Raw genomic sequence first — 20,101 nt, forward strand, 5'->3', positions numbered from 1 at the left:
GGGTAGGGTTTAGGGCATGTCCAGGGTTCTGCAGCTTTCCGACGTGTCCGTGGTGCGGGATGGCAACGTCATCCTCGATTCGATCGATTGGACGGTGGACGGCGACGAGCGCTGGGTCGTGCTGGGGCCGAACGGTGCGGGCAAGACCACTCTTCTGCAGCTCTCCTCGGCGCTCATCCACCCGACCTCGGGAGAGGCGGAGCTGCTGGATGCTCGGCTCGGCAGCGTCGACGTCTTCGACCTGCGGCCGCGAATCGGCTTCGCCTCCACCGCCATGGCCCGGCGGCTTCCCCGGAACGAGCGGGTCATCGACGTCGTCATGACGGCCGCGTACTCGGTCACGGGGCGCTGGACGGAGACCTACGAGGAGCTCGACACTCGTCGGGCCGAGCGGGTCCTTGCGGAGTGGAAGCTGAGCCACCTCGCTGAGCGACGCTTCGGCGACCTGAGCGACGGCGAGCAGAAGCGCGTGCAGATTGCCCGCTCCGTCATGACGGACCCCGAGCTACTGCTGCTCGATGAGCCGGCCGCGAGTCTCGATCTCGGCTCGCGGGAGGAGCTGCTGCAACTCCTCAGCGGCTACGCGTCGTCGCCTGAGGCTCCCGCGATCGTCATGGTCACGCATCATGTCGAGGAGATTCCGGTGGGCTTCAGCCACGCGATGCTCATGGCGGATGGCGCCGTGCGGGCGGCGGGCCCGATCGACGAGGTCGTCACCTCCGAGCGCCTGAGCGACACCTTCGGTATCGCGCTCGACGTGCGTAACGAGGAGGGGCGCTTCACAGCGCGCGCCGCCTGATATCTGGTATCGTGGTCTGTCGGCCATGCGCCCAGCATCCCCACGTCTTTTTTTCATATCTACGACATCCCATTCAAGGAAGTACCAATGAAGTCTGGCATCCACCCCGAGTACGCCCCCGTCGTCTTCCGCGACCTCGCCTCGGGCGCCTCGTTCCTCACGCGCTCCACGGTCGGCAGCGACAAGACGATCGAGTGGGAAGACGGCAACACCTACCCGGTCATCGATGTCGAAATCTCGTCGGAGTCGCACCCGTTCTACACGGGCAAGCAGCGCATCATGGACTCCGCCGGTCGCGTCGAGAAGTTCAAGAACCGCTACAAGGGCTTCGGCTCCTAAGCACTGCTTTCTTCGAAGCGGGCGGATGACCTCGGTCGTCCGCCCGCTTCGTCGTTGTGCACCGCTCGGCGGCTCAGCGCACAGGCCACGCGGTCGAGGTGACGAAGGACGGGTCCTTCGTGCGGCGCATGTAATCCTGGAAACTCTCTGCCTGCTGAGCGTGCCAGGTGACCTGTGCCGCGTGCAGGGACGCGGCATCCGCCGGCAGTTCTCCCGCGAAGCGGCGCACGATGGCCTGCGCGACCCGCCCTGCCGCGATCGCGTCCGCTCCCGCGTCGTGAGCATCGCTGAGGGTGACGCCGTAGTGCTGGGCCGAGACCTCCAGGGTGCGCTTGCCGCGGCGGTAGCGGTCGACCGCCTTGTCGATCACGAGGGGATCGACGATGGGAAAGGGGTCGGCGATGGGTTCGAGCCCGTGTCGGCGTGCCTCGCGATCGAGGAGTGTCAGGTCGTACGGCGCATTGAAGACCGTGATGGGGATGCCCCGGTCGAGGAGTCGACGCAGGCTCGAGAGAATCTCGGCGACGACCTCGCGAGCGGGCCTGCCGAGGGTACGCGCCCGGTCCGTCGTGATGCCGTGAACGGCGGAGGCCTGCGCCGGTATCTCGATGCCGGGGTCGGCGAGCCAGAGGTGCTGCTCGACGCTCGCGCCGCCGCCGTCGATCAGGCCGACGTGCGCGGAGACGATTCTGCTCGTATCGACGTCGATGCCCGTCGTCTCCAGGTCGAAGACCCCCAATACGTCAACCCATGAACTAACCACGCCCTCACTCTAGGGGTGGCTACCGACACTCTCGTGCCCGGCCCCATGCGAGCCGATGTGCAACCAGTAGAAGCTCTGGGTGGCAAGGGTCAGGGTCACGGCACCGTTCTCATCGAAGGCGGGAAAGTCGCCCCCGCTGAAGAGGTCGACGAGACCGGCACCCGCAAGGTCCTCCGCCGTGATCGTCGCTGCGACCGGGTTATGCGCAAAGCTGAAGACGCAGAGCACCTCCTCCGCCGAATCGCCGAACTGGGTGCCCGAACCGGGGTAGGAGCGCACGAAGGCGAGAACGGATTCGTGGCTCGTCTCGAGCACCCTGATGCTGCCGAGACCGAAGACCGGGTGCGCCTTGCGCACATGGATGACGTTGCGCACCCAGTGCAGGAGCGAGCGTGACTGGGCCAGCTGTGACTCCACATTGGTCTGCGTGTAGTTGTAGACGAGCGACTGCACGACGGGCAGGTAGAGCTTGCCCGGGTCAGCCGTGGAGAAGCCGGCGTTGCGGTCGGGGGTCCACTGCATGGGAGTGCGCGAGGCATCGCGGTCGTCGAGCCAGATGTTGTCGCCCATGCCGATCTCGTCGCCGTAGTAGATGAAGGGGCTTCCGGGGAGTGAGAAGAGCAGAGCGTGAGCGAGCTCCAGCTCGGCCCGCGAGTTGTCGAGCAGGGGCGCGAGACGGCGACGGATGCCGACGTTGACGCGCATCCGCGGGTCGTAGGCATACCAGCCGTACATCGCCTGGCGGTACTCCTCGGAGACCATCTCGAGCGTCAGCTCGTCGTGGTTGCGGAGGAACACGCCCCAGCCGGCGCCCTCGGGGATGTCGGTCGTCTCGCTGAGCACCTGCACGAGTTCGGCCGCGTTTTGGGAGCGAAGCGAGTAGAAGATGCGGGGCATGACGGGGAAGTCGAAGGCCATGTGGCATTCGGGTTCCTCCTCCGTGCCGAAGAAGGCGGCGACCTCGCGGGGCCACTGGTTCGCCTCTGCGATCATGACGCGTCCGGGGTAGTCGTGGTCGACCATCGCCCGGAGGGTCTTGAGAAACTCGTGCGTCTTGGGCTCACCCTCACCGTTGCCCTCGTCCGACTCGTAGAGGTACGGGATGGCGTCGAGGCGGAATCCGTCGACGCCCATGTCGAGCCAGAAGCGCACGATGTCGAAGACGGCATCGACGACCGCCGGGTTGTCGAAGTTGAGGTCGGGTTGGTGCGAGAAGAAGCGGTGGAAGTAGAACTGGCGCCGCTCGGAGTCGAAGGCCCAGTTGGACTCCTCGTAGTCGGTGAAGATGATACGGATGTTCTCGTACTTCTTGTCGGTGTCACTCCAGACATAGAAGTCGCCGTAGGGGCCCTCCGGGTCGCTTCGGGACTGCTGGAACCACTCGTGCTGATCGGAGGTGTGATTGAGCGGCAGGTCGATGATGACCCGCATGTTGCGCTCGTGCGCCTTCGTCACGAGATCACGAAACTCATCGAGAGTGCCGAACTCGGGCAGGATCGACTTGTAGTCGGCGACGTCGTAGCCGCCGTCGCGCAGGGGCGAGCTGAAGAATGGCGGGATCCAGAGCGCGTCGACCCCCAGCCACTGCAGGTAGTCGAGCCGCGAGATCAAGCCAGCGAGGTCGCCGTTGCCGTCGCCGTTGCTGTCGACGAAGGACCGCACCATCACCTGGTAGAACACCGAGCGGCGGTACCACAGCGGGTCAAGGGTGAGGCCGGGCAACTGGATGGGGGCGGTGAAGCTCACGTGACTCCTCTTGCCGATAGGGGTTCTGTGCTCCCGAGTCTAAGTCGAGTCCAGCCCCCTCGGGTGTGAAACGGCTGACGCGCACGCGAACCATAGACTGGACCGGATGAATGCCCCGTCGCCCTATGCCGAGTCCCTCGCGCGCATCCCCGTCACCGAGGCGCGAGTGACCGTGCTCGGCAGCGACACGCACTACTGGACGTACGGCGACGCGGATGCCGCGACCACGGTTCTGCTCGTGCATGGTTATCGCGGCGAACACCATGGGCTCGAGCCCGTCGTGGCCCAGCTGCCCGGCGTGCGGTTCATCGCCCCCGACCTGCCTGCCTTCGGCGAGTCATCTCCGCTGAGGGAGGGAAGGCATGACATTGAAGGGTACGCGCGCTGGCTCGCGGCGTTCGTAGATGCGCTCGACCTCGCCTCCCCGCCCGTCGTCCTGGGACACTCCTTCGGTTCGATCGTGGCGGCGGCGGCCGTGTCCGCCGGCCTCGAGACGCCGGCACTCATCCTCGTCAACCCCATCGCGATCTCGGCACGGCGAGGCCCCAGGGCCTTCGCGACCGCGTTGACGGTCGGTTTCTACCGTGCGGCGCGATTCCTGCCCGAGCGCGGCGCACACGCCTTTCTCGGCGCCCCGCCCATCGTGCGCGGCATGAGCATCACGCTTGCCAAGACCAAGGACCGAGCCCTGCGCGCCTGGATCCACTCGCAGCACGCCACCTACTTCAGCCGCTTCCACTCGAAGCGGACGATTCTTGAGGGCTTCGAGGCATCCGTCTCGCGCAGCGTGGGGGAGTACGCCGCCGGTATTCGCGTGCCGACGCTGCTGGTCGCGGCCGAGCGGGACGACATCACCCCCCTCTCCGCCGTGCGGGCCCTGCGCGCCTCACTTGCGGATGCCGAACTCGTCGTGATCCCCGGGGTCGGGCACCTGATCCACTATGAGACGCCCGGGGAGGCGGCATCCGCCATCACGGCGTTCCTCAGCAGGCGTCTCGAGCAGTGAAGATCGTCTTCGACTGCCGCTACACCCGGCTTGAGCGGCACGATGGCATCAGTCGCTACACGGCGGAGCTCGTGACCGAGCTCGCGAAGCTCACCCCGGTCACGATGCTCATCAGCGACGAGCGGCAACTCGCGATGCTGCCGGAGCTCCCCTGGATCAAGGGAACCGATCCGACGAGCCTGCGCGAGCCCTGGGTCTCCCGCATTGTGAATCGTGCCGAGCCGGATATCGTCTTCACGCCCATGCAGATGATGGGCTCGATCGGCAGGCGCTACCGCTTCGTGTTGACCCTGCACGACCTGATCTACTACCGCAGCCCGACGCCGCCGCGTGAGTTCTCCTGGGCGGTGCGTGCGGGCTGGCGGGTGTATCACTGGAGCTACCTTCCGGTGCGGATGCTTCTGCGCCGGGCCGATGCGATCGTGACGGGTTCCTACACGACGCGTGAGGAGATCCGGGCGGCGGGACTGACCAGGCGGCCCATCACGGTCGTCCGGAGTGCCGTCCGCCAGCAGCCCGTCGAACCGCGCCACGCACCCGAGGAGCGGAACATCGTCTATATGGGCTCCTTCATGCCCTACAAGAACGTGGAGACGATCGCCCGCGCGATGCACGAACTGCCCGGTTACCGCGCCCACCTGCTGAGCCGGGTGAGCGACGCCGATCGGCGGCGGCTGGATGCATTGGCGCCGGCGGGCTCGCTCGTCTTCCACGACGGGGTCACGGATGCCGCCTACCGCGACATGCTCGCGAATGCGACCGCCCTCGTGTCGGCCTCGCGGGATGAGGGCTTCGGGATTCCCCTCGTGGAAGCCATGGCGGTGGGCACTCCCGTCGTCGTGAGCGACATCCCGGTGTTCCACGAGATCGGGGGCGACGCTGCAGGCTTCTTCGCGCCCGATGATCCCGCAGCCCTGGCCGCACGGGTGCGGGAGCTGGAGGCTCCGGGGGAGTGGGAGCGGCGCTCGGCCCGCGCAGTGGAGCTTGCCGCCGAGTTCACCTGGGAGCGCTCCGCCCGCACGCTCTACGAGCTGGCTCTCGGGCTCATGGAGCAGCCGCTCAGGCGCGGGAGGGTTCGCGGCCCTCGACGGCGTTCTGCTCCGTGATGTCCTCGTCTCCGGGGGCCACGAGCTGCTCGTCGAAGGTCACGAGCGAGAGAACACCGTCGTGATGATGGATCGAGTGCAGTGAGCCGTTCGTGATGGGTTCGCTGTGGTGGAGACCCTCCGCCGGTTCGATCGCCATGAGGAGGGATCGGATGAGGCCGCCGTGGCTCACCACGAGGACGCTGCCCCCGGGGTGGAACCGCGCGAGCTCGTGGAGGCTCGGAATCACTCGCGCCGCGGCATCCGCTCGGCTCTCCCGGCCTGGTACGGACGAGCCCGCGGGATACGCGGCGTCGAGCTCAGCGCCCGTGAGGCCCTCCGCGGCGCCGTAGTTTCGTTCCGTCAGGGCGTCAAGCGGCCTGGGCGCCGGCAGTTCAAGCACCTCGGCGATGATCTGTGCCGTCTCGAAGGCGCGCGAGAGCGGGCTCGTGTACACCGCGTCCCAGGTCCCTGATCGGAGTGCGCCCGCCGTCCACCGCGCTTGCTCCCTCCCACGCTCGTTGAGGGGCACGTCGGTGCGACCCTGGATGCGGTGCTCGCGATTCCAGTCCGTCTCACCGTGGCGGATGAGTCCGATGCGAGTCACGTCAGCAGGCGTTCGGCGAGGCCGACGAGGGTCGGGGTCGTGCCCGCATCGATCTTGAGGGCTGCCCGTCCATCGCCCTTCGTGACGCCGCGATTGACGATGATGACGGGCGCCTTGCGACGGTGGGCGGCCTCGAGGAGTCGCACGCCGGAGTTGACGACGAGGGAGGAGCCGGCGACCAGCAACACGTCGGCCGATTGGACGAGGGCACGCGCCTCGGCGAAACGCTCGACCGGCACAAACTCGCCGAAGAAGACGACGTCGGGCTTGAGCGTGCCCCCGCAGACGGTGCACTGGGGGATCGTGAAATGCGCGAGTTGGCCGGGCGCAACGTCGCCGTCGGGACCGAGCTCGACGGAGCCCGGCTGCTCCAGCCAGGGATTTGCCGCGACGATCGTCTCGGCGATGGCCGTGCGGGCGAAGAACTGGCCACAGTCGAGACAGCGCACGCGGTCCATGGAACCGTGCAGGTCGACGACGTGCGCGGAACCGGCGCGAAGGTGCAGACCGTCGACGTTCTGCGTAATGACGCCGTTCGAGACGCCACCGGCCTCGAGTCGGGCGAGAGCGTCATGCCCCGGGTTCGGACTCGCGGCCGAGAAGGCGCGCCAGCCCAGGTGGCTGCCGGCCCAGTAACGTCGGCGGTAGGCCTCGCTCTCGAGAAACTGCGAGAAGGTCATGGGGGATCGGGCGGGGGCGCCCTCGCCGCGATAATCGGGGATGCCCGAGTCGGTGCTGACGCCGGCTCCCGTCAGCACGGCCAGGCGCCGGCCACGGATGAGGGAGACTGCCGCCTCGATCTGGGCCGCGAGCTTCGTCGCCTGCCCGGGAGGAGTCGGCACAGCGTCATTTCGCTGCCCGGCCGCGCGCTGCACGGTGGCGTCATCTGGCATTGCTGTTCCTTCGCGATCGGGCCTCCGGCCCCTCTCACACCTTAAACGCTTCGAGCATCGGATATGTTTCGTGGGGCGGTCTCACGGGTCGCCGGAAAGGGCGGAGAGCGGAGTCGGTATGCGCATCATCAGGATCGACGACCTCACCGCCTCCGGGCTCGAGGACTACGCGCGTCTCACCGATGTCGTGCTCCGCCGCCTCCAGGAGCCGGCAGGCGGCCTCTATATCGCGGAATCGACGAAGGTCATCACGAGGGCGATCGAGGCGGGGCACCGACCCCGTTCCTTCCTCGTGCTCGAGAAGTGGCTTTCGGAGATTGGGGACTTCGCCGAGCGTTTCGGTGTCCCCGTATACGTCGGTGATGACTCGGTCTTGAGCGCCCTGACCGGGTTCAGCCTGCACCGTGGTGCCCTCGCCTCTATGCACCGCCCGCCGCTCGCCGCTGTGAATGAGGTGATCGCGGATGCTCGGCGCATCGTGATCCTCGAGGACCTTGCCGATCACACCAATGTCGGTGCCATCTTCCGCGCCGCCGCGGGCCTCGGCGCAGACGCCGTGCTCGTGACCCCTCGCTGTGCCGACCCGTTCTACCGCCGGAGCGTGCGGGTGAGCATGGGGAGCGTGCTCCAGGTGCCGTGGACCCGGCTACCCGAGTGGCGGGACGCTCGCGGCATCCTGAAGGCTGCCGGTTTCCACATCGCCGCCCTCGCCCTCGACGACGCGGCGGTCGAGCTCGATCGCTTCGCCGCAGAGCCTCCCGAGCGACTCGCCCTCGTGCTCGGAGCGGAGGGTGACGGCTTGAGCAGAGCCGCGATCGAGGCCGCCGACTCCGTCGTGACGATCCCCATGTCGCGGGGCGTCGACTCCCTCAATGTCGCGGCGGCGAGCGCTGTCGCGCTCTGGGAGCTGCGCGCACGCTGACACGCGTTGCCCGTAGCGCCGACGGCAGCACCTTAGAATTGCCCGGTGCCACCCACCCGAGCCCAGGTATATCGGCGACGCCGTCTCGCGGTCTTCGGAGGCGCTGGAGCCCTCCTCCTCTCCATCGCCTACCTGCCGATGACCCTCTTTGCGCCCCTTGAGCCGACCGCTGCGGTCGCGATCGAGACGGAGGCTCCCACGGCCGTCCCCGCCGACCTGGCCTGGCCGAACAGTGCCGCGATCGGAGTGGGCGCAGTGGGTTTCCCGGGCGTGCTCGCCTCGACGGGGAGCGCTGAGGCGCTGCCGATGGCGAGCATCTCAAAGGTCGTCACGGTGCTGACGGTGCTGGAAGAGCATCCGCTCACTCTCGAGGACCGCGGGCCGACCGTTGAGCTGACGGCGAAGGATGTCGCGTACTACGCGCAGTTGGAGGCGGTGGGGGCCGCCGTCAAGCCCGTGTGGTCGGGTCTCACGCTCTCGCAGTATGAACTGCTCCAGCTCGTGCTGGTCCCCTCGGCGGCCAACTACACGCACTCGCTCGTGGACTGGGCCTTTGGCAACGAAGAGGCCTTCGTGGCCGCAGCGAACGAATGGCTTGACGCGCACGGCCTCACGGAGACCAGCTTTGTCGAGCCGACCGGGCTCTCGCCCCAGAACCGCAGCACGGTCGCGGAGCTGATCGAGCTCGGCAAGTTCGCTCTAGCGGACCCTGTGGTCTCCGAGATCGTGGCGACGACGGTCGTGGCGATCCCGGGCATCGGAGTCATCGAGAACTCGAACGAGATCCTCGGCAGCTACGGCATCGACGGCATCAAGACGGGCACGCTTCCGGAGGCGGGTGCGTGCCTCCTGTTCTCGTCCGACCTGACGGTCGGGGCGCATTCGGTCACGATCGTCGGCGTGGCCCTCGGCGGCGCCCACCATGATGTTCAGAATCCGCAGATCCAGGCCCTCGTGCAGACCGTGCAGGCCGGATTTCAGGAGCTTGACCTTGTCGAGTCGGGTGATGTGTTTGGCGAATACACGACCGCATGGGGAGACACGGCCGAAGCGGTCGCGACGGAGGATCTCTCCGTGCTCGTCTGGGGTGACACTCCGACCTCGCTCGCCGTGCAGATGGACGCTATCGGTGCCGCTCCTTCAGGAACGACGGTGGGCGCGGCCAGCTTCACCGTGGGACAGGAACTCCTGGAGGTGCCTCTCGTGCTCTCCGACGCCCTTAATGACCCCGGTCCGATGTGGCGTCTCACTAATCCCGCATTGCTCTTCGGCTGAGCGGCACGACGCACACATTCCTTCGGGGGAATGTTCAGCCTGTGAATATGCACGAATTGTGCACCCAGGGTGGTGACTCTGCAGCGGCCCGTCTAGGCTCGTGAGCATCCGTTGTAGCAGCGCGCTTCATCTTGACCGGGCTGGGAAGTCACCAGAACGAGGAGATGGATGACCGCCTCAACGCATCCACCACAGCCCACCGTGACCTTCACTCGCACGCGAGCAGGGGGAGACCGCAAGAGCCCGACGAGCGAGTACTCGGCCCTACTCAACACGGTGCGTGACGCAGGGTTGCTGCGAAGGGCCCGCGGCTTCTACATCGCGATGTTCAGCGCCGTCACACTCGCGCTCGGCGGAGTGGTCACCGGATTCATCCTGCTCGGGGACAGTTGGTTCCAGCTCCTCATGGCGGCCGCCCTCGGCGTGATCCTGACCCAGTACGCCTTCCTTGCTCACGAGGCGTCGCACCGTCAGATCTTCACGTCCGGCAGGCTCAACGACGTCGTGGGCCGGGCTCTCGCGAATGGTTTCGTCGGCATTAGCTACCAGTGGTGGATGACGAAGCACTCGCGTCATCACGCGAACCCCAACACGGTGGGCAAGGATCCGGACATCGAGCCGGACTTCATCGTCTTTCAGGAGGCGGACGCCGCGAAGTCTCGGGGGCTGTATGCCTGGCTTCTGAAGCGGCAGGGATACCTGTTCTTTCCCGCACTCATGCTCGAGGGTCTGAACCTTCACCTGCACGGATTCAGGACCGTGTTCGGCCGTTCCAAGGTGCAGGAGCGCTGGGTCGAGATCACGATGCTCACGACGCGGCTCGGCGCCTACCTCGCAGTCCTGTTTCTCATGCTCCCCGTCGGGATGGCGTTCGCCTTCCTGGGTGTGCAGCTTGCCGTTTTCGGCGTCTATATGGGGGCATCCTTCGCCCCGAACCACAAGGGCATGCCCCAGCTTCCGCACGACAGCAAGGTCGACTTTCTCCGTCGGCAGGTGCTGACCTCCCGCAATATTCGAGGGGGGTGGCTCATGGACTCCTTCATGGGCGGCCTCAACTACCAGATCGAGCATCACCTGTTCCCCAACATGCCGCGCCCCCATCTCAAGCGGGCCAACGAGATCGTCAGGGAGTACTGCGAGAAGCACAACATCCTCTTCACCGAGGTGCGTCTCGCGGAGTCCTACGGGATTGTCGTGAAGTACCTCAACCGTGTGGGGCTTGCAGCGGGCGGCGATCCCTTCGACTGCCCGGCAGCCGCGCGATTCGGCCGCTGACGGCCACCACGAGCCGGACTCGCACGGCGGGGTCGACGAGAGCCTAGAAGGCGGGGCGCTTGGGCGTCACGTTGTCGCCAGAGGATCGACCCCGGATGCGGCGGACGACCCAGGGCACGAAGTGTTCCCTGGCCCACACGATGTCATCGGCACGCGCGTGACGCCATGGCCGTTCAGGCAGGGGCTCCGGGACAAAGGGCTCGAGTTCATGCTCGACCCCGAGTGCGTCGAGTACAGCGAGGGCGATCGTGTGGTGGCCCACGGGAGAGAAGTGCAGGCGGTCGGGAGCCCACATCCTCGGGTCCTGCAGCTCCCGCAGTGACCACATGTCGACGACGACGGCGTCGTGACGGTGTGCGATGCCCCGCAGATTCTCGTTGAAGATCGCGACCTTGCCGCGGAGGCGACGCATGACGGGGGTCATCCCGATGTCGGGACCGTTGAAGAGGACGACGGTTGCTCCGTCGCTGCGCAGCCGTGCGACGGCGCTCTCGAGCCGGCCTGCGACCTCGTCGGGATCCGTGTTGGGCCGGATGATGTCGTTGCCGCCCGCCGACATCGACACGAGATCCGGTTTGAGCGCGAGGGCCGGCTCGACCTGCTCGTCGATGATCTGCTGGAGGAGGCGCCCGCGGATCGCGAGGTTGGCGTAGGAGAAGGGCTGGTGGTCGATGCTGAGGACCTCGGCCACGCGATCTGCCCAGCCGCGGTGCCCTCCCGGGCTATCGGGTTCCGGGTCTCCGATGCCCTCCGTGAAGGAGTCGCCGATCGCAACGTAGCGCGACCACGGGTGAAGCGATGTCATTCCCCAATGTTTGCGCACGAGCGGGATGCTCACCAAACGATGCGAGCAGATCGCGCAAGGTCTGGTGGAGAGAGACAACGGCGAAGCCCAATGTCGGTCGCGCCAGCTACCATTGTCTCCAGTGAACACCTCTGCGAATTTCGGCCGCCCTGTCGGTACCTTCGCGGCGGAGCACCTGCCACCCGCGTTTCCTGAGCGCGCGGCTCGCGGCACGGCGGGCAAGCTGCGTGCCTGGCAGCAGGAGGCTCTCGATGCTTACTTGGAGCGACAGCCGCGGGACTTCCTCGCCGCAGCAACGCCCGGCGCAGGCAAGACAACCTTCGCCCTCCGGATCGCGACGGAGTTGCTCGCAAGCGGGGTCATCAACCGCATCACGGTCGTCGCGCCCACCGAGCATCTCAAGACCCAGTGGGCCGAGGCGGCGCACCGTGTCGGCATCCGCCTCGATCCCGGTTTCAAGAACGCTGACGGGCGGCACGGTAGGCATTTCCACGGCGTCGCCGTGACCTACGCGCAGGTCGCGACGAGGTCCTCATTGCACCGCTCGATGACCGAGAGCGGCCGGTCGCTCGTGATTCTCGACGAGGTGCACCACGGCGGCGACGCGCTCAGCTGGGGTGATGCAATCCGCGAGGCCTTCGAGCCCGCCGTGCGGCGGCTGTCGCTGACCGGCACGCCGTTCCGCTCCGATACTGCACCGATCCCCTTCGTCAGCTACCACCCCGACGAGCAGGGCATCCGTACGTCGCGTGCCGACTACAGCTACGGCTACGGCCGCGCCCTCGCCGACGGCGTCGTGCGCCCCGTCATCTTCCTTTCCTACGCCGGCCGCATGCGCTGGCGCACCCGCACGGGGGACGAGATGGAGGCGCGCCTAGGCGAGGGCGACACGAAGGATGTCACGGCGCAGGCCTGGCGCACGGCTCTTGACCCCGAGGGGGAGTGGATCCCCTCCGTGTTGCGAGCCGCAAACACCCGCCTCACTGAGGTGCGTCACGGCGTTCCGGATGCGGGCGGTCTCGTCATCGCGACCGACCACTACGCCGCGCGGGCCTACGCGGAGATCCTGAAGCAGATCACGGGCGAGGAGGCGACGGTCGTACTCTCCGACGAGAAGGCCGCGAGCGATCGGATCGCCGAGTTCTCGGCGGGCACCTCCCGATGGATGGTCGCGGTGCGGATGGTGTCGGAGGGCGTCGACGTGCCCCGCCTCGGGGTGGGTGTCTACGCGACATCCGCGTCGACTCCGCTCTTCTTCGCCCAGGCCATCGGACGCTTCGTGCGCACTCGTCGTCGCGGAGAGACCGCCTCGATCTTCCTGCCGAACGTGCCCGCGCTCATGGCTCTCGCCCAGACGATGGAGCTCGAACGCGACCATGCGCTCGATCGTGAGGTGAACGAGGATGGTCTGGAAGAGATCGTTCTCGATGACGAAGCCCTCGAGGAGGCGAACCGGAGCGAGCGAGCGTCGGCTGACGCGGATCTCTTCGACTTCAAGGCCCTCGGTTCGGACGCCCAGTTCGACCGCGTGCTCTATGACGGGGGCGAGTTCGGCTTCCAGGCGGAGGTTGGGAGCCTCGAGGAGCTCGACTTTTTGGGGCTGCCCGGCCTGCTGGAGCCCGAGCAGGTGCGGGAGCTCCTCCAGTCCCGGCAGGCGAAGCAATCGCGGCGCGCCGAGGGGCGTAGGCGCGTTGCCGAGGCCTTCGAGGGGGAGGTGCAGGAGGCCCAGCCGCTTCATCGCACCCTCAAGGAGCAGCGGCGACTGCTGAATAGCCTCGTGGGGATGCGAGCGAAGCGCACGGGCGAACCGCACGCGCACATCCACGCGGAGCTCAGACGCATGGCGGGAGGGCCCGCCGTGCCGCAGGCGAGTGTCAGTCAGCTGCAGGCGCGCATCGACATCCTGCGGCGCGGTGCCATGCACTACAACCCATAGCGCGGCATGACGGCACGGCGAGTGCCAGGGGCGACGGCTCGATGAGGATGCGCGGGCGCCGCTCAGGCGGGAAGCTCGCGGGATGCGGCATCCGCCGCAGTTGCCCGTTCACGGTCGAGTGCATCGACGTTGCCGAAGAGCGTTTCGACCGCACTGAACACCAGGTCGGCGTCGCCGTCGCGGGCGGCGTGGCGGGCGCGCTCCGAGGGCGAGTGGAGGAGCACCCCAACGAGGTGGCGCATGTCGGCTTCGGACTGCTCGCTCCAGGTGCCGCGGCGCTTTGAGCGCTCGATCTCAGCCTCGAGCACCTCGAAGGCGCGACGACGCATCGCCGCGATGGCGGGAGCAGCCCGGCGTTCCGCCTCGCGAGCGTGAAACTCGGCTGCGGCATCCAACACAATCTCATGGGCGTCGCTGGTGGCGTTGAGCTCTTCGAGGGGAGCGTGCAGCCGGATCGTCTCGAGGTCGAGCAGTTCGATGCCATCGATTCCGGCGACGGCAGGGTCGACGTTGCGGGGCAGCCCGAGGTCGACGACAAGGCGCCTGAGCCCCGGGGTCATGACCTCGGGCGTGACGACAGGCTCGGGGCGACTCGTGCAGGTGATGACGACGTGCGCCGTCGCCAGTGCTTGGACGAGGTCGGTGCTCGCGACGAGCCCCAGGCGGGTCGCGAAACGCGCCGCACGCCCCGAGGGGGAGTAGACCGTGATGTCGCGCACGCCTCGGTCGCGCAGTGCCGCGACGGTCGTGGCGGCGTAGGCGCCCGTACCGATCAGCAGCACGGGGGTTGCGCTCCAATCAGAGATGCGGCTGGAGGCGAGCTGCAGGGCGAGCCGCACGACCGAGCGCCCCGCGTGACCGATCGCGGTACGCGTCTTGACGCCGCGTGATGCCGTCGAGGCTTTCTGGAAGAGCCGCTCCAGGTTGGAGGTGGATGTGCCGTGGGAGCGTGCCGAATCGAGGGAGCGACGCACCTGGCCTGCGATCTCGTCCTCGCCCACGACGACGGACTTGAGGCCGGCCGAGACCGCGAAGAGGTGATGCACGACATCCTCGCCGCCGAGCGCTTCAACGGCGGAGCGAAGCGTGCCCTCCTCGATGCCCGTCGAATCGGAGAGTGCGCCGAGGATGCGACGCGCGGCCAGCTCCCGGTCGTCGAGGCGGTCCTCGTCGATGTCGAGATACGCCTCGAAGCGGTTGCAGGTGGCGAGCACGACGGCACCCTGCACGAAGTCGTTGTCGCGCACGAAGCGCGGGCCGATATCGGTGCCGCCTGCCGCGAGGCGTTCGAGTACGTCGAAGCTCGCACTGTTGTGGTTGGCGGAGAGACAGACGAGCACCCATCAATGGTACCTGCCGTTAGTGACAGACTTGACGCGTGACGCTACCTGAACAGCACCCCCTCGTATCGGGCCGCACGGCCGACTCCTCCCTCATCCGTAGCTACCGCGGCGAACGCACGGCGCCGCTGCCCGTCTGGTTCATGCGCCAGGCGGGGCGCTCGCTTCCCGAGTATCGCGCGCTGCGCGAGGGCGTCGCGATGCTCGACTCGTGCCTCACGCCTGCCATGGCGAGCGAGATCACTCTGCAGCCGGTGCGGCGCCATCGAGTCGACGCCGCCATCTTCTTCAGCGACATCGTCATCCCCCTGAAGCTGGCCGGTATCGGGGTCGAGATTGTGGCGGGTCGAGGGCCGGTCATGGATGCCCCCGTGCGCACGGCTGCGGATGTCGCGGCTCTCCCTGAGCTCGACCCTGCCGCCTTGGCGCCCATCGAGGAGGCCGTCGCGATGACGGTCGCGGAGCTCGGGGAGACGCCGCTCATCGGCTTCGCGGGCGCACCTTTCACGCTCGCTTCGTATCTCGTGGAGGGTGGGCCCTCTCGCGAGCAACTACGAACGCGCGCGCTCATGCATTCCGAGCCCGAGGTGTGGGATCGACTGCTTGCGTGGACGGCGGATGTGACGGGCGTGTTCCTACGCGCTCAGGTGTTGGCGGGCGCGAGCGCCGCACAGCTCTTCGACTCCTGGGCCGGCTCCCTGTCGCTCACCGACTACCGGGAGCGGGTTGCCCCGCATTCGGAACGGGCCCTCGACCACGTGCGGGACCTCCCGGTGCCCCGCGTGCACTTTGGCGTCGGCACGGGCGAGCTCTTGGCCGCCATGCGCGATGTCGGCGCCGACGTCGTCGGGGTCGACCACCGGATCCCGCTCGATGAGGCGAACCGGCGGCTTGGCGGGGGAACTCCGCTGCAGGGCAACATCGACCCGGCCCTGCTCTCGGCCCCGTGGCCCGTGCTCGAGGCACACGTCCGCGACGTCATCACTCGCGGCGGTGAAGCGCCCGCCCACGTCGTGAATCTGGGGCACGGAGTGCCGCCCGAGACCGACCCGGACGTGCTGACGCGACTCGTCGACTTCGTGCACACATCCACAAGCGGCACGGGAGAGTGACGCGGGCGAGATGAGGGCCGACGTACCAGAGCCCGAAGGTCGCAAGGCGGAAGCCTCGGAACCAGAAGCGACGGCAGAGCGCGACGGCGACGCGGCACCGGATGCCGACTGCATCGTCGTCGGAGGCGGCATCGCGGGGCTTGTCGCGGCCCGCGAGCTCGTGCTCGGCGGATGCTCCGTCATTCTGCTGGAAGCGTCATCTCGGCTGGGGGGCAAGCTCATGCCGCACACGGCCAATGGGCTCACGGTCGACGCCGGGGCCGAGAGCTTTGCGACACGACGGGGCACGGTCGCCGATCTGGCGGAGCGGCTGGGGCTCGGCGACGACGTCGAACTGCCGCAGAGTTCGGGCGCCTGGCTGCAGGTGGACGACGCAACGGCGGCCCCTCTGCCTGTCGCTGGGATGCTCGGCATTCCCTCGGTGCCCCTCGCGGCTGACGTCATCGCGATCGTCGGCCTCGGCGGTGCTCTTCGGGCGCAGCTCGATGCGCTTCTGCCGGGATTCGTCGGCGCGAAGGAACGCACCCTCGGGAGTCTCGTGCGCCGGCGGATGGGCTCGCGCGTCGTCGAGCGCCTCGTCGCGCCCGTGACGATGGGCGTTCATTCGCGGCATCCGGACTCCCTCGATGTCGACGTCATCGCCCCCGGGCTGCGCGCAGGCCTGAAGGCCGAGGAGTCGCTCGCGGCCGCGGTGCGGGCAATGCGCGCGGCCGCACCGGCGGGATCGGCCGTCGCCGGCATCCGTGGCGGCGTTTCGAGGCTCGTCACGACGCTAGAGGCCGCCCTCGCACGTTTCGGCGTCGACGTGAGGCTCGACAGCCCCGTGACGGCGGTGGATGCTGCGGGCGTCGCCCTCGCGGACGGCACCCGCCTCTCGGCCCGCGCCGTCGTGCTCGCGGCGCCGCAGCCTCAAACAGCAGAGCCCGACGCGGCACAGCCGCCTATCGTGCTCGCGATACTCGTTGTCCGCTCGGCGCAACTCGATGCGGCGCCGCGCGGCTCGGGCGTGCTTGTCGGCGGGGCAGATTCCCGGGCGACGGCGAAGGCTCTGACGCATGCGACGGCGAAGTGGGCCTGGCTCGCGGAGCAGGCGGGCCCCCATCGGCACGTGCTGCGGCTCTCCTATGACGGTGCGCGAGTCGAAGGGGCGTCCGACGAGGAGCTCCGGTTGCTGGCGCTGCGCGACGCGTCACACCTTCTCGGTGTGTCCCTTTCTGACCCGGATGTTCTCGACTTTGCGCGCGTCACCTGGGTCGCCGGAACGAAGGCGCCTGAGCTTCCCGAGGATGGGATCACGAGAGTGGGGGAGACGGCCGCAGGGACAGGACTGGCTGCGGTCGTGGCGCAGGCGCAGAATGCCGCCAGGCGGCTCGTGCAGGATTTCAATTCTCGGCGCGACGAGGGGATGATTGAACAATGACCTCGACCCCTCCCGAAGCCATCGTCACCCCCGCCTCCGGCGATACCGAGTACACCCTGTGGGCGGTGCTGCGAAGGGACCCTGCGTCCTCTGCCAGCACGGGGGATACGGCGGAACTCGCGGCGGCCGCCGCTCGCGTGGAGGACTCGGGTGTGACCGTCCGGGGCTTCTACGATGTCTCCTCCATCCGGGCGGATTCCGACGTCATGGTCTGGCTCCACGGCACGTCCCCCGAACGCGTGCAGGCCGCCCTGCGCGACCTGCGGCGCACGAGCATCCTTCGCCCGCTGCTGCCGACCTGGAACACCATGGGGGTGCATCGCGACGCCGAGTTCAGCGCCCAACATATCCCCGCCTTCATGCGCGGCAAGGAGCCGGCCGAGTGGCTCACGGTCTACCCCTTCGTCCGCAGCTACGAGTGGTACTTGCTCGACCCGGCCGAGCGTCGCGCGATGCTCGGCAACCACGGCCGGATGGGTGCACAGTTCCCCCGCGTGCTCGCCAACACCGTGGCATCCTTCGCCCTCGGCGACTACGAGTGGATCCTCGCCCTTGAGGCCGACGACCTGCTCGAACTCGTCGACCTCATGCGTCACCTCCGTGCAACGGATGCCCGCATGCACGTTCGCGAGGAGGTCCCGTTCTATACGGGGCGCCGCGTGGATGTGAGCGAACTCGCGGACGTGCTCGCGTGAGCCGCGTCCCCGGGGCAAGCGAGCCCGCGGCCTCCGGTCCCGAGCACGTCACCGAGCCCGTCGCTTACGACGCCATCCTGCTCGCGTCCTTCGGCGGGCCCGAGGGGCAGGACGACGTCATCCCCTTCCTGCGCAATGTGACGCGCGGACGCGGTATCCCAGACGAGCGTCTCGAGGAGGTCGCGCATCACTACCGCGCCTTCGGCGGCGTGAGCCCGATCAACGACCAGAACCGTGAGCTCAAGGCGGCGATCGAGGCGGAGCTCGCGCGCCGCGGCGTCGACCTGCCCGTCTACTGGGGCAACCGCAACTGGACACCCTTCGTCACCGAGGCGCTGCAGCAGGCTCATGATGACGGGCACCGCACGATCATCGCGATCGGCACGAGCGCCTACAGCTCTTATTCGAGCTGCCGTCAATACCGCGAGGACTTCGCCCGAGCGCTCGAGGAGACGGGGCTGGAGGGCATTGTCACGATCGACAAGGTGCGGCAGTTCTTCGATCACCCCGGCTTCGTCGAGCCCTTCGAGGAGGGTGTGGAGCAGGCTCTTGTGGACTTCGCCTCGCGCGGATTCAGCACCGCCGAAACGCACGTGCTCTTCTCGACGCATTCCATCCCCACGGCGGATGCCGAGAGAAGCGGGCCGCGCGAGCGCGGCTTCGGTGAGGGCGGAGCCTATGCGGCACAGCACCTCGCGGTGGCTGAGGCGATCATGGCGAAGCGTGAGGTCGACTGGACTCTCGTGTATCAGTCCCGCAGCGGCCCGCCCAGCCAGCCCTGGCTCGAGCCCGATATCAACGACGAGATCGAGAAGCTCGCGGGGGAGGGCATCCGTGCCGTCGTCATCGTGCCGCTCGGCTTTGTGAGCGACCACATGGAGGTCAAGTGGGACCTCGACACGGAGGCGATGCAGACCTCCGAGGAGCACGGTGTCGCCGCCATCCGCGTCCCGACGCCCGGCGTGCATCGGGCCTTCGTGTCGGGTCTCGTCGACCTTGTGCTCGAGCGGCGCGACGGAACTCCCGTGGCGGAGCGGCCTGCCGTGACATCGCTCGGGCCCTGGTACGACGTGTGCCGTCCCGGCTGCTGTGAGAATGTGCGGCTCGGCTTCAAGCCGGCCCTGGCGGGGATTGCACCGTGAGCGCCACGGGGGCCATTCGAATCGGAACGCGGGGCAGCGCCCTTGCGCTCGCCCAGACCGGCCAGGTCGCCGATCGCGTGCGCAAGGTGTCGGGGCGCGAGGTGGAGATCGTGCGCGTCACGACCGAGGGTGACACCTCTCGTGCGTCGCTGTCGAGCCTCGGCGGCACGGGAGTCTTCGCAAGTGCCCTGCGAGAGTCGCTGCTCGCCGAGGAGTGCGACCTCGTCGTGCACTCCCTCAAGGACCTGCCGACGGCGGCAGCGCCCGGCCTGCGCATCGGCGCTGTTCCGAAGCGAGCGGATGCCCGTGATGCCTTCATTGCCCGCGATGGGCTCACCCTCGAGGCACTCCCGGAGGGGGCCGCCGTCGGAACGGGCTCACCGCGACGCGTGGCGCAGCTCCGGGCTCGCCGCCCCGACCTCGACGTCCGTGACATCCGCGGCAATATCGACACCCGCATCGGCTTTGTGGACTCGGGCGAATTGGACGCCATCGTCCTTGCGGCGGCGGGACTCGGTCGCCTCGATCGTCTTGAGGTCGTGAGCGAGTTCTTCGAGCTCGACGAGCACCCGTCCGCCCCAGGGCAGGGAGCCCTCGCGATCGAGGGGCGAGCGACGTCCGACCCGGAGCTGGATCGCGTGCTCTCGACCCTCGACCACGGCCCCAGCCGGCAGACGTCGGCTGCGGAGCGCGCCGTACTCGCTCGGCTGGAGGCGGGGTGCGCTGCCCCCGTCGGCGCGAGCGCGATCGTCGACAGCGAACTGCTGCTGCTCACCGCGACCGTCTACAGCATCGACGGGAGCCAGTCGCTAACCGCCTCGCACGGCCTCGTGCTGGAGGGCTCGCCTGCCGAGCGTGAGGCTCTCGCCGTCGAACTCGGCAGTCGTGCGGCTGACGAGCTGCTCAAGCGCGGCGCCGCCGATCTCGCGCCCCTGCGCTGA

General features: G+C 68.0%; 19 protein-coding genes. 13 read left to right on the top strand and 6 right to left on the bottom strand.

Annotated features, from left to right (window positions below):
* The first annotated feature begins 16 nt into the window (after window positions 1-16).
* Both OH146_RS01395 and OH146_RS01400 read left to right on the top strand, forming a co-directional pair.
* Window positions 17-799 (top strand): ABC transporter ATP-binding protein, encoded by a 783-nt coding sequence (locus tag OH146_RS01395; RefSeq protein WP_265156630.1) that lies wholly within the window; start codon window positions 17-19, stop codon window positions 797-799.
* An 87-nt stretch (window positions 800-886) separates the two neighbouring features.
* Window positions 887-1,138: a type B 50S ribosomal protein L31 gene (locus tag OH146_RS01400; protein ID WP_265156633.1), complete on the top strand. Its 252-nt coding sequence runs from the start codon at window positions 887-889 to the stop codon at window positions 1,136-1,138.
* Between the two features lie 73 nt (window positions 1,139-1,211).
* Here OH146_RS01400 and OH146_RS01405 read toward each other — a convergent pair whose 3' ends face one another.
* Together OH146_RS01405 and treS are read right to left on the bottom strand one after the other, a co-directional pair.
* On the bottom strand, window positions 1,212-1,901 hold the full coding sequence (locus OH146_RS01405; RefSeq protein WP_265156634.1) for an exonuclease domain-containing protein: 690 nt from the start codon (window positions 1,899-1,901) through the stop codon (window positions 1,212-1,214).
* Window positions 1,902-1,910: 9 nt separating this feature from the next.
* On the bottom strand, window positions 1,911-3,647 hold the full coding sequence (gene treS, locus OH146_RS01410; RefSeq protein ID WP_265156637.1) for a maltose alpha-D-glucosyltransferase: 1,737 nt from the start codon (window positions 3,645-3,647) through the stop codon (window positions 1,911-1,913).
* Window positions 3,648-3,753: 106 nt separating this feature from the next.
* Here treS and OH146_RS01415 point away from each other — a divergent pair, with 106 nt between their 5' ends.
* Window positions 3,754-4,653, top strand: a complete 900-nt coding sequence (locus OH146_RS01415) for an alpha/beta fold hydrolase (protein ID WP_265156639.1) — start codon at window positions 3,754-3,756, stop codon at window positions 4,651-4,653.
* A complete protein-coding gene (locus OH146_RS01420; RefSeq protein WP_265156642.1) occupies window positions 4,650-5,759 on the top strand; it encodes a glycosyltransferase family 4 protein in 1,110 nt (369 codons plus the stop codon). The genes OH146_RS01415 and OH146_RS01420 overlap by 4 nt, the downstream gene beginning before the upstream one ends.
* Here the strand turns inward: OH146_RS01420 and OH146_RS01425 are convergent.
* Both OH146_RS01425 and OH146_RS01430 read right to left on the bottom strand, forming a co-directional pair.
* The gene (locus tag OH146_RS01425; protein WP_265156645.1) at window positions 5,713-6,345 is read right to left on the bottom strand and encodes a histidine phosphatase family protein; all 633 of its coding nucleotides are present in this window, start codon (window positions 6,343-6,345) and stop codon (window positions 5,713-5,715) included. The two genes, OH146_RS01420 and OH146_RS01425, sit on opposite strands and share 47 nt — an antisense overlap.
* The gene (locus OH146_RS01430) at window positions 6,342-7,238 is read right to left on the bottom strand and encodes a Sir2 family NAD-dependent protein deacetylase (protein ID WP_265156648.1); all 897 of its coding nucleotides are present in this window, start codon (window positions 7,236-7,238) and stop codon (window positions 6,342-6,344) included. The genes OH146_RS01425 and OH146_RS01430 overlap by 4 nt, the downstream gene beginning before the upstream one ends.
* Window positions 7,239-7,356: 118 nt before the next feature.
* Here OH146_RS01430 and OH146_RS01435 point away from each other — a divergent pair, with 118 nt between their 5' ends.
* The 3 genes from OH146_RS01435 to OH146_RS01445 all read left to right on the top strand — a co-directional run bounded on the left by OH146_RS01435 (window position 7,357) and on the right by OH146_RS01445 (window position 10,710).
* Complete coding sequence (locus OH146_RS01435; RefSeq protein WP_265156650.1) at window positions 7,357-8,160, top strand: TrmH family RNA methyltransferase; 804 nt, start codon at window positions 7,357-7,359, stop codon at window positions 8,158-8,160.
* 45 nt (window positions 8,161-8,205) lie between these two features.
* Entirely contained in the window at window positions 8,206-9,435 is a 1,230-nt protein-coding gene (locus OH146_RS01440) for a D-alanyl-D-alanine carboxypeptidase family protein (RefSeq protein WP_265156652.1), read from the top strand.
* A 168-nt stretch (window positions 9,436-9,603) separates the two neighbouring features.
* Window positions 9,604-10,710, top strand: coding sequence for a fatty acid desaturase family protein (locus OH146_RS01445; protein ID WP_265156655.1), 1,107 nt, complete (start codon window positions 9,604-9,606; stop codon window positions 10,708-10,710).
* A gap of 43 nt (window positions 10,711-10,753) precedes the next feature.
* On the opposite strand, the gene OH146_RS01450 is transcribed toward OH146_RS01445, so the two are convergent.
* Window positions 10,754-11,515, bottom strand: coding sequence for an SGNH/GDSL hydrolase family protein (locus OH146_RS01450; protein ID WP_265156658.1), 762 nt, complete (start codon window positions 11,513-11,515; stop codon window positions 10,754-10,756).
* Window positions 11,516-11,636: 121 nt separating this feature from the next.
* Here OH146_RS01450 and OH146_RS01455 point away from each other — a divergent pair, with 121 nt between their 5' ends.
* Window positions 11,637-13,451: a DEAD/DEAH box helicase gene (locus tag OH146_RS01455; RefSeq protein WP_265156661.1), complete on the top strand. Its 1,815-nt coding sequence runs from the start codon at window positions 11,637-11,639 to the stop codon at window positions 13,449-13,451.
* A 62-nt stretch (window positions 13,452-13,513) separates the two neighbouring features.
* Here OH146_RS01455 and OH146_RS01460 read toward each other — a convergent pair whose 3' ends face one another.
* Window positions 13,514-14,791, bottom strand: a complete 1,278-nt coding sequence (locus OH146_RS01460) for a glutamyl-tRNA reductase (RefSeq protein WP_265156664.1) — start codon at window positions 14,789-14,791, stop codon at window positions 13,514-13,516.
* A gap of 38 nt (window positions 14,792-14,829) precedes the next feature.
* Between OH146_RS01460 and hemE the strand changes: the two genes are divergently transcribed.
* From hemE to hemC, 5 genes are read left to right on the top strand one after another with little or no spacing between them, the layout of a single operon-like run.
* Window positions 14,830-15,903 carry a uroporphyrinogen decarboxylase gene (gene hemE, locus OH146_RS01465; protein WP_265156667.1) on the top strand — a complete coding sequence of 358 codons (1,074 nt, stop codon included), beginning with the start codon at window positions 14,830-14,832 and terminating at the stop codon, window positions 15,901-15,903.
* A gap of 10 nt (window positions 15,904-15,913) precedes the next feature.
* Window positions 15,914-17,323 carry a protoporphyrinogen/coproporphyrinogen oxidase gene (locus tag OH146_RS01470; protein ID WP_265156669.1) on the top strand — a complete coding sequence of 470 codons (1,410 nt, stop codon included), beginning with the start codon at window positions 15,914-15,916 and terminating at the stop codon, window positions 17,321-17,323.
* The gene (gene hemQ / locus OH146_RS01475) at window positions 17,320-18,018 is read left to right on the top strand and encodes a hydrogen peroxide-dependent heme synthase (protein WP_265156671.1); all 699 of its coding nucleotides are present in this window, start codon (window positions 17,320-17,322) and stop codon (window positions 18,016-18,018) included. The genes OH146_RS01470 and hemQ overlap by 4 nt, the downstream gene beginning before the upstream one ends.
* A complete protein-coding gene (locus OH146_RS01480) occupies window positions 18,015-19,160 on the top strand; it encodes a ferrochelatase (protein ID WP_265156673.1) in 1,146 nt (381 codons plus the stop codon). The genes hemQ and OH146_RS01480 overlap by 4 nt, the downstream gene beginning before the upstream one ends.
* Complete coding sequence (hemC, locus tag OH146_RS01485) at window positions 19,157-20,101, top strand: hydroxymethylbilane synthase (RefSeq protein ID WP_265156675.1); 945 nt, start codon at window positions 19,157-19,159, stop codon at window positions 20,099-20,101. Before OH146_RS01480 ends, hemC begins: the two co-directional genes overlap by 4 nt.

Origin of the sequence: Homoserinimonas sedimenticola (genome assembly GCF_026094475.1) — a bacterium.
GTDB classification, from domain to species: Bacteria; Actinomycetota; Actinomycetes; order Actinomycetales; family Microbacteriaceae; genus Homoserinimonas; species Homoserinimonas sedimenticola.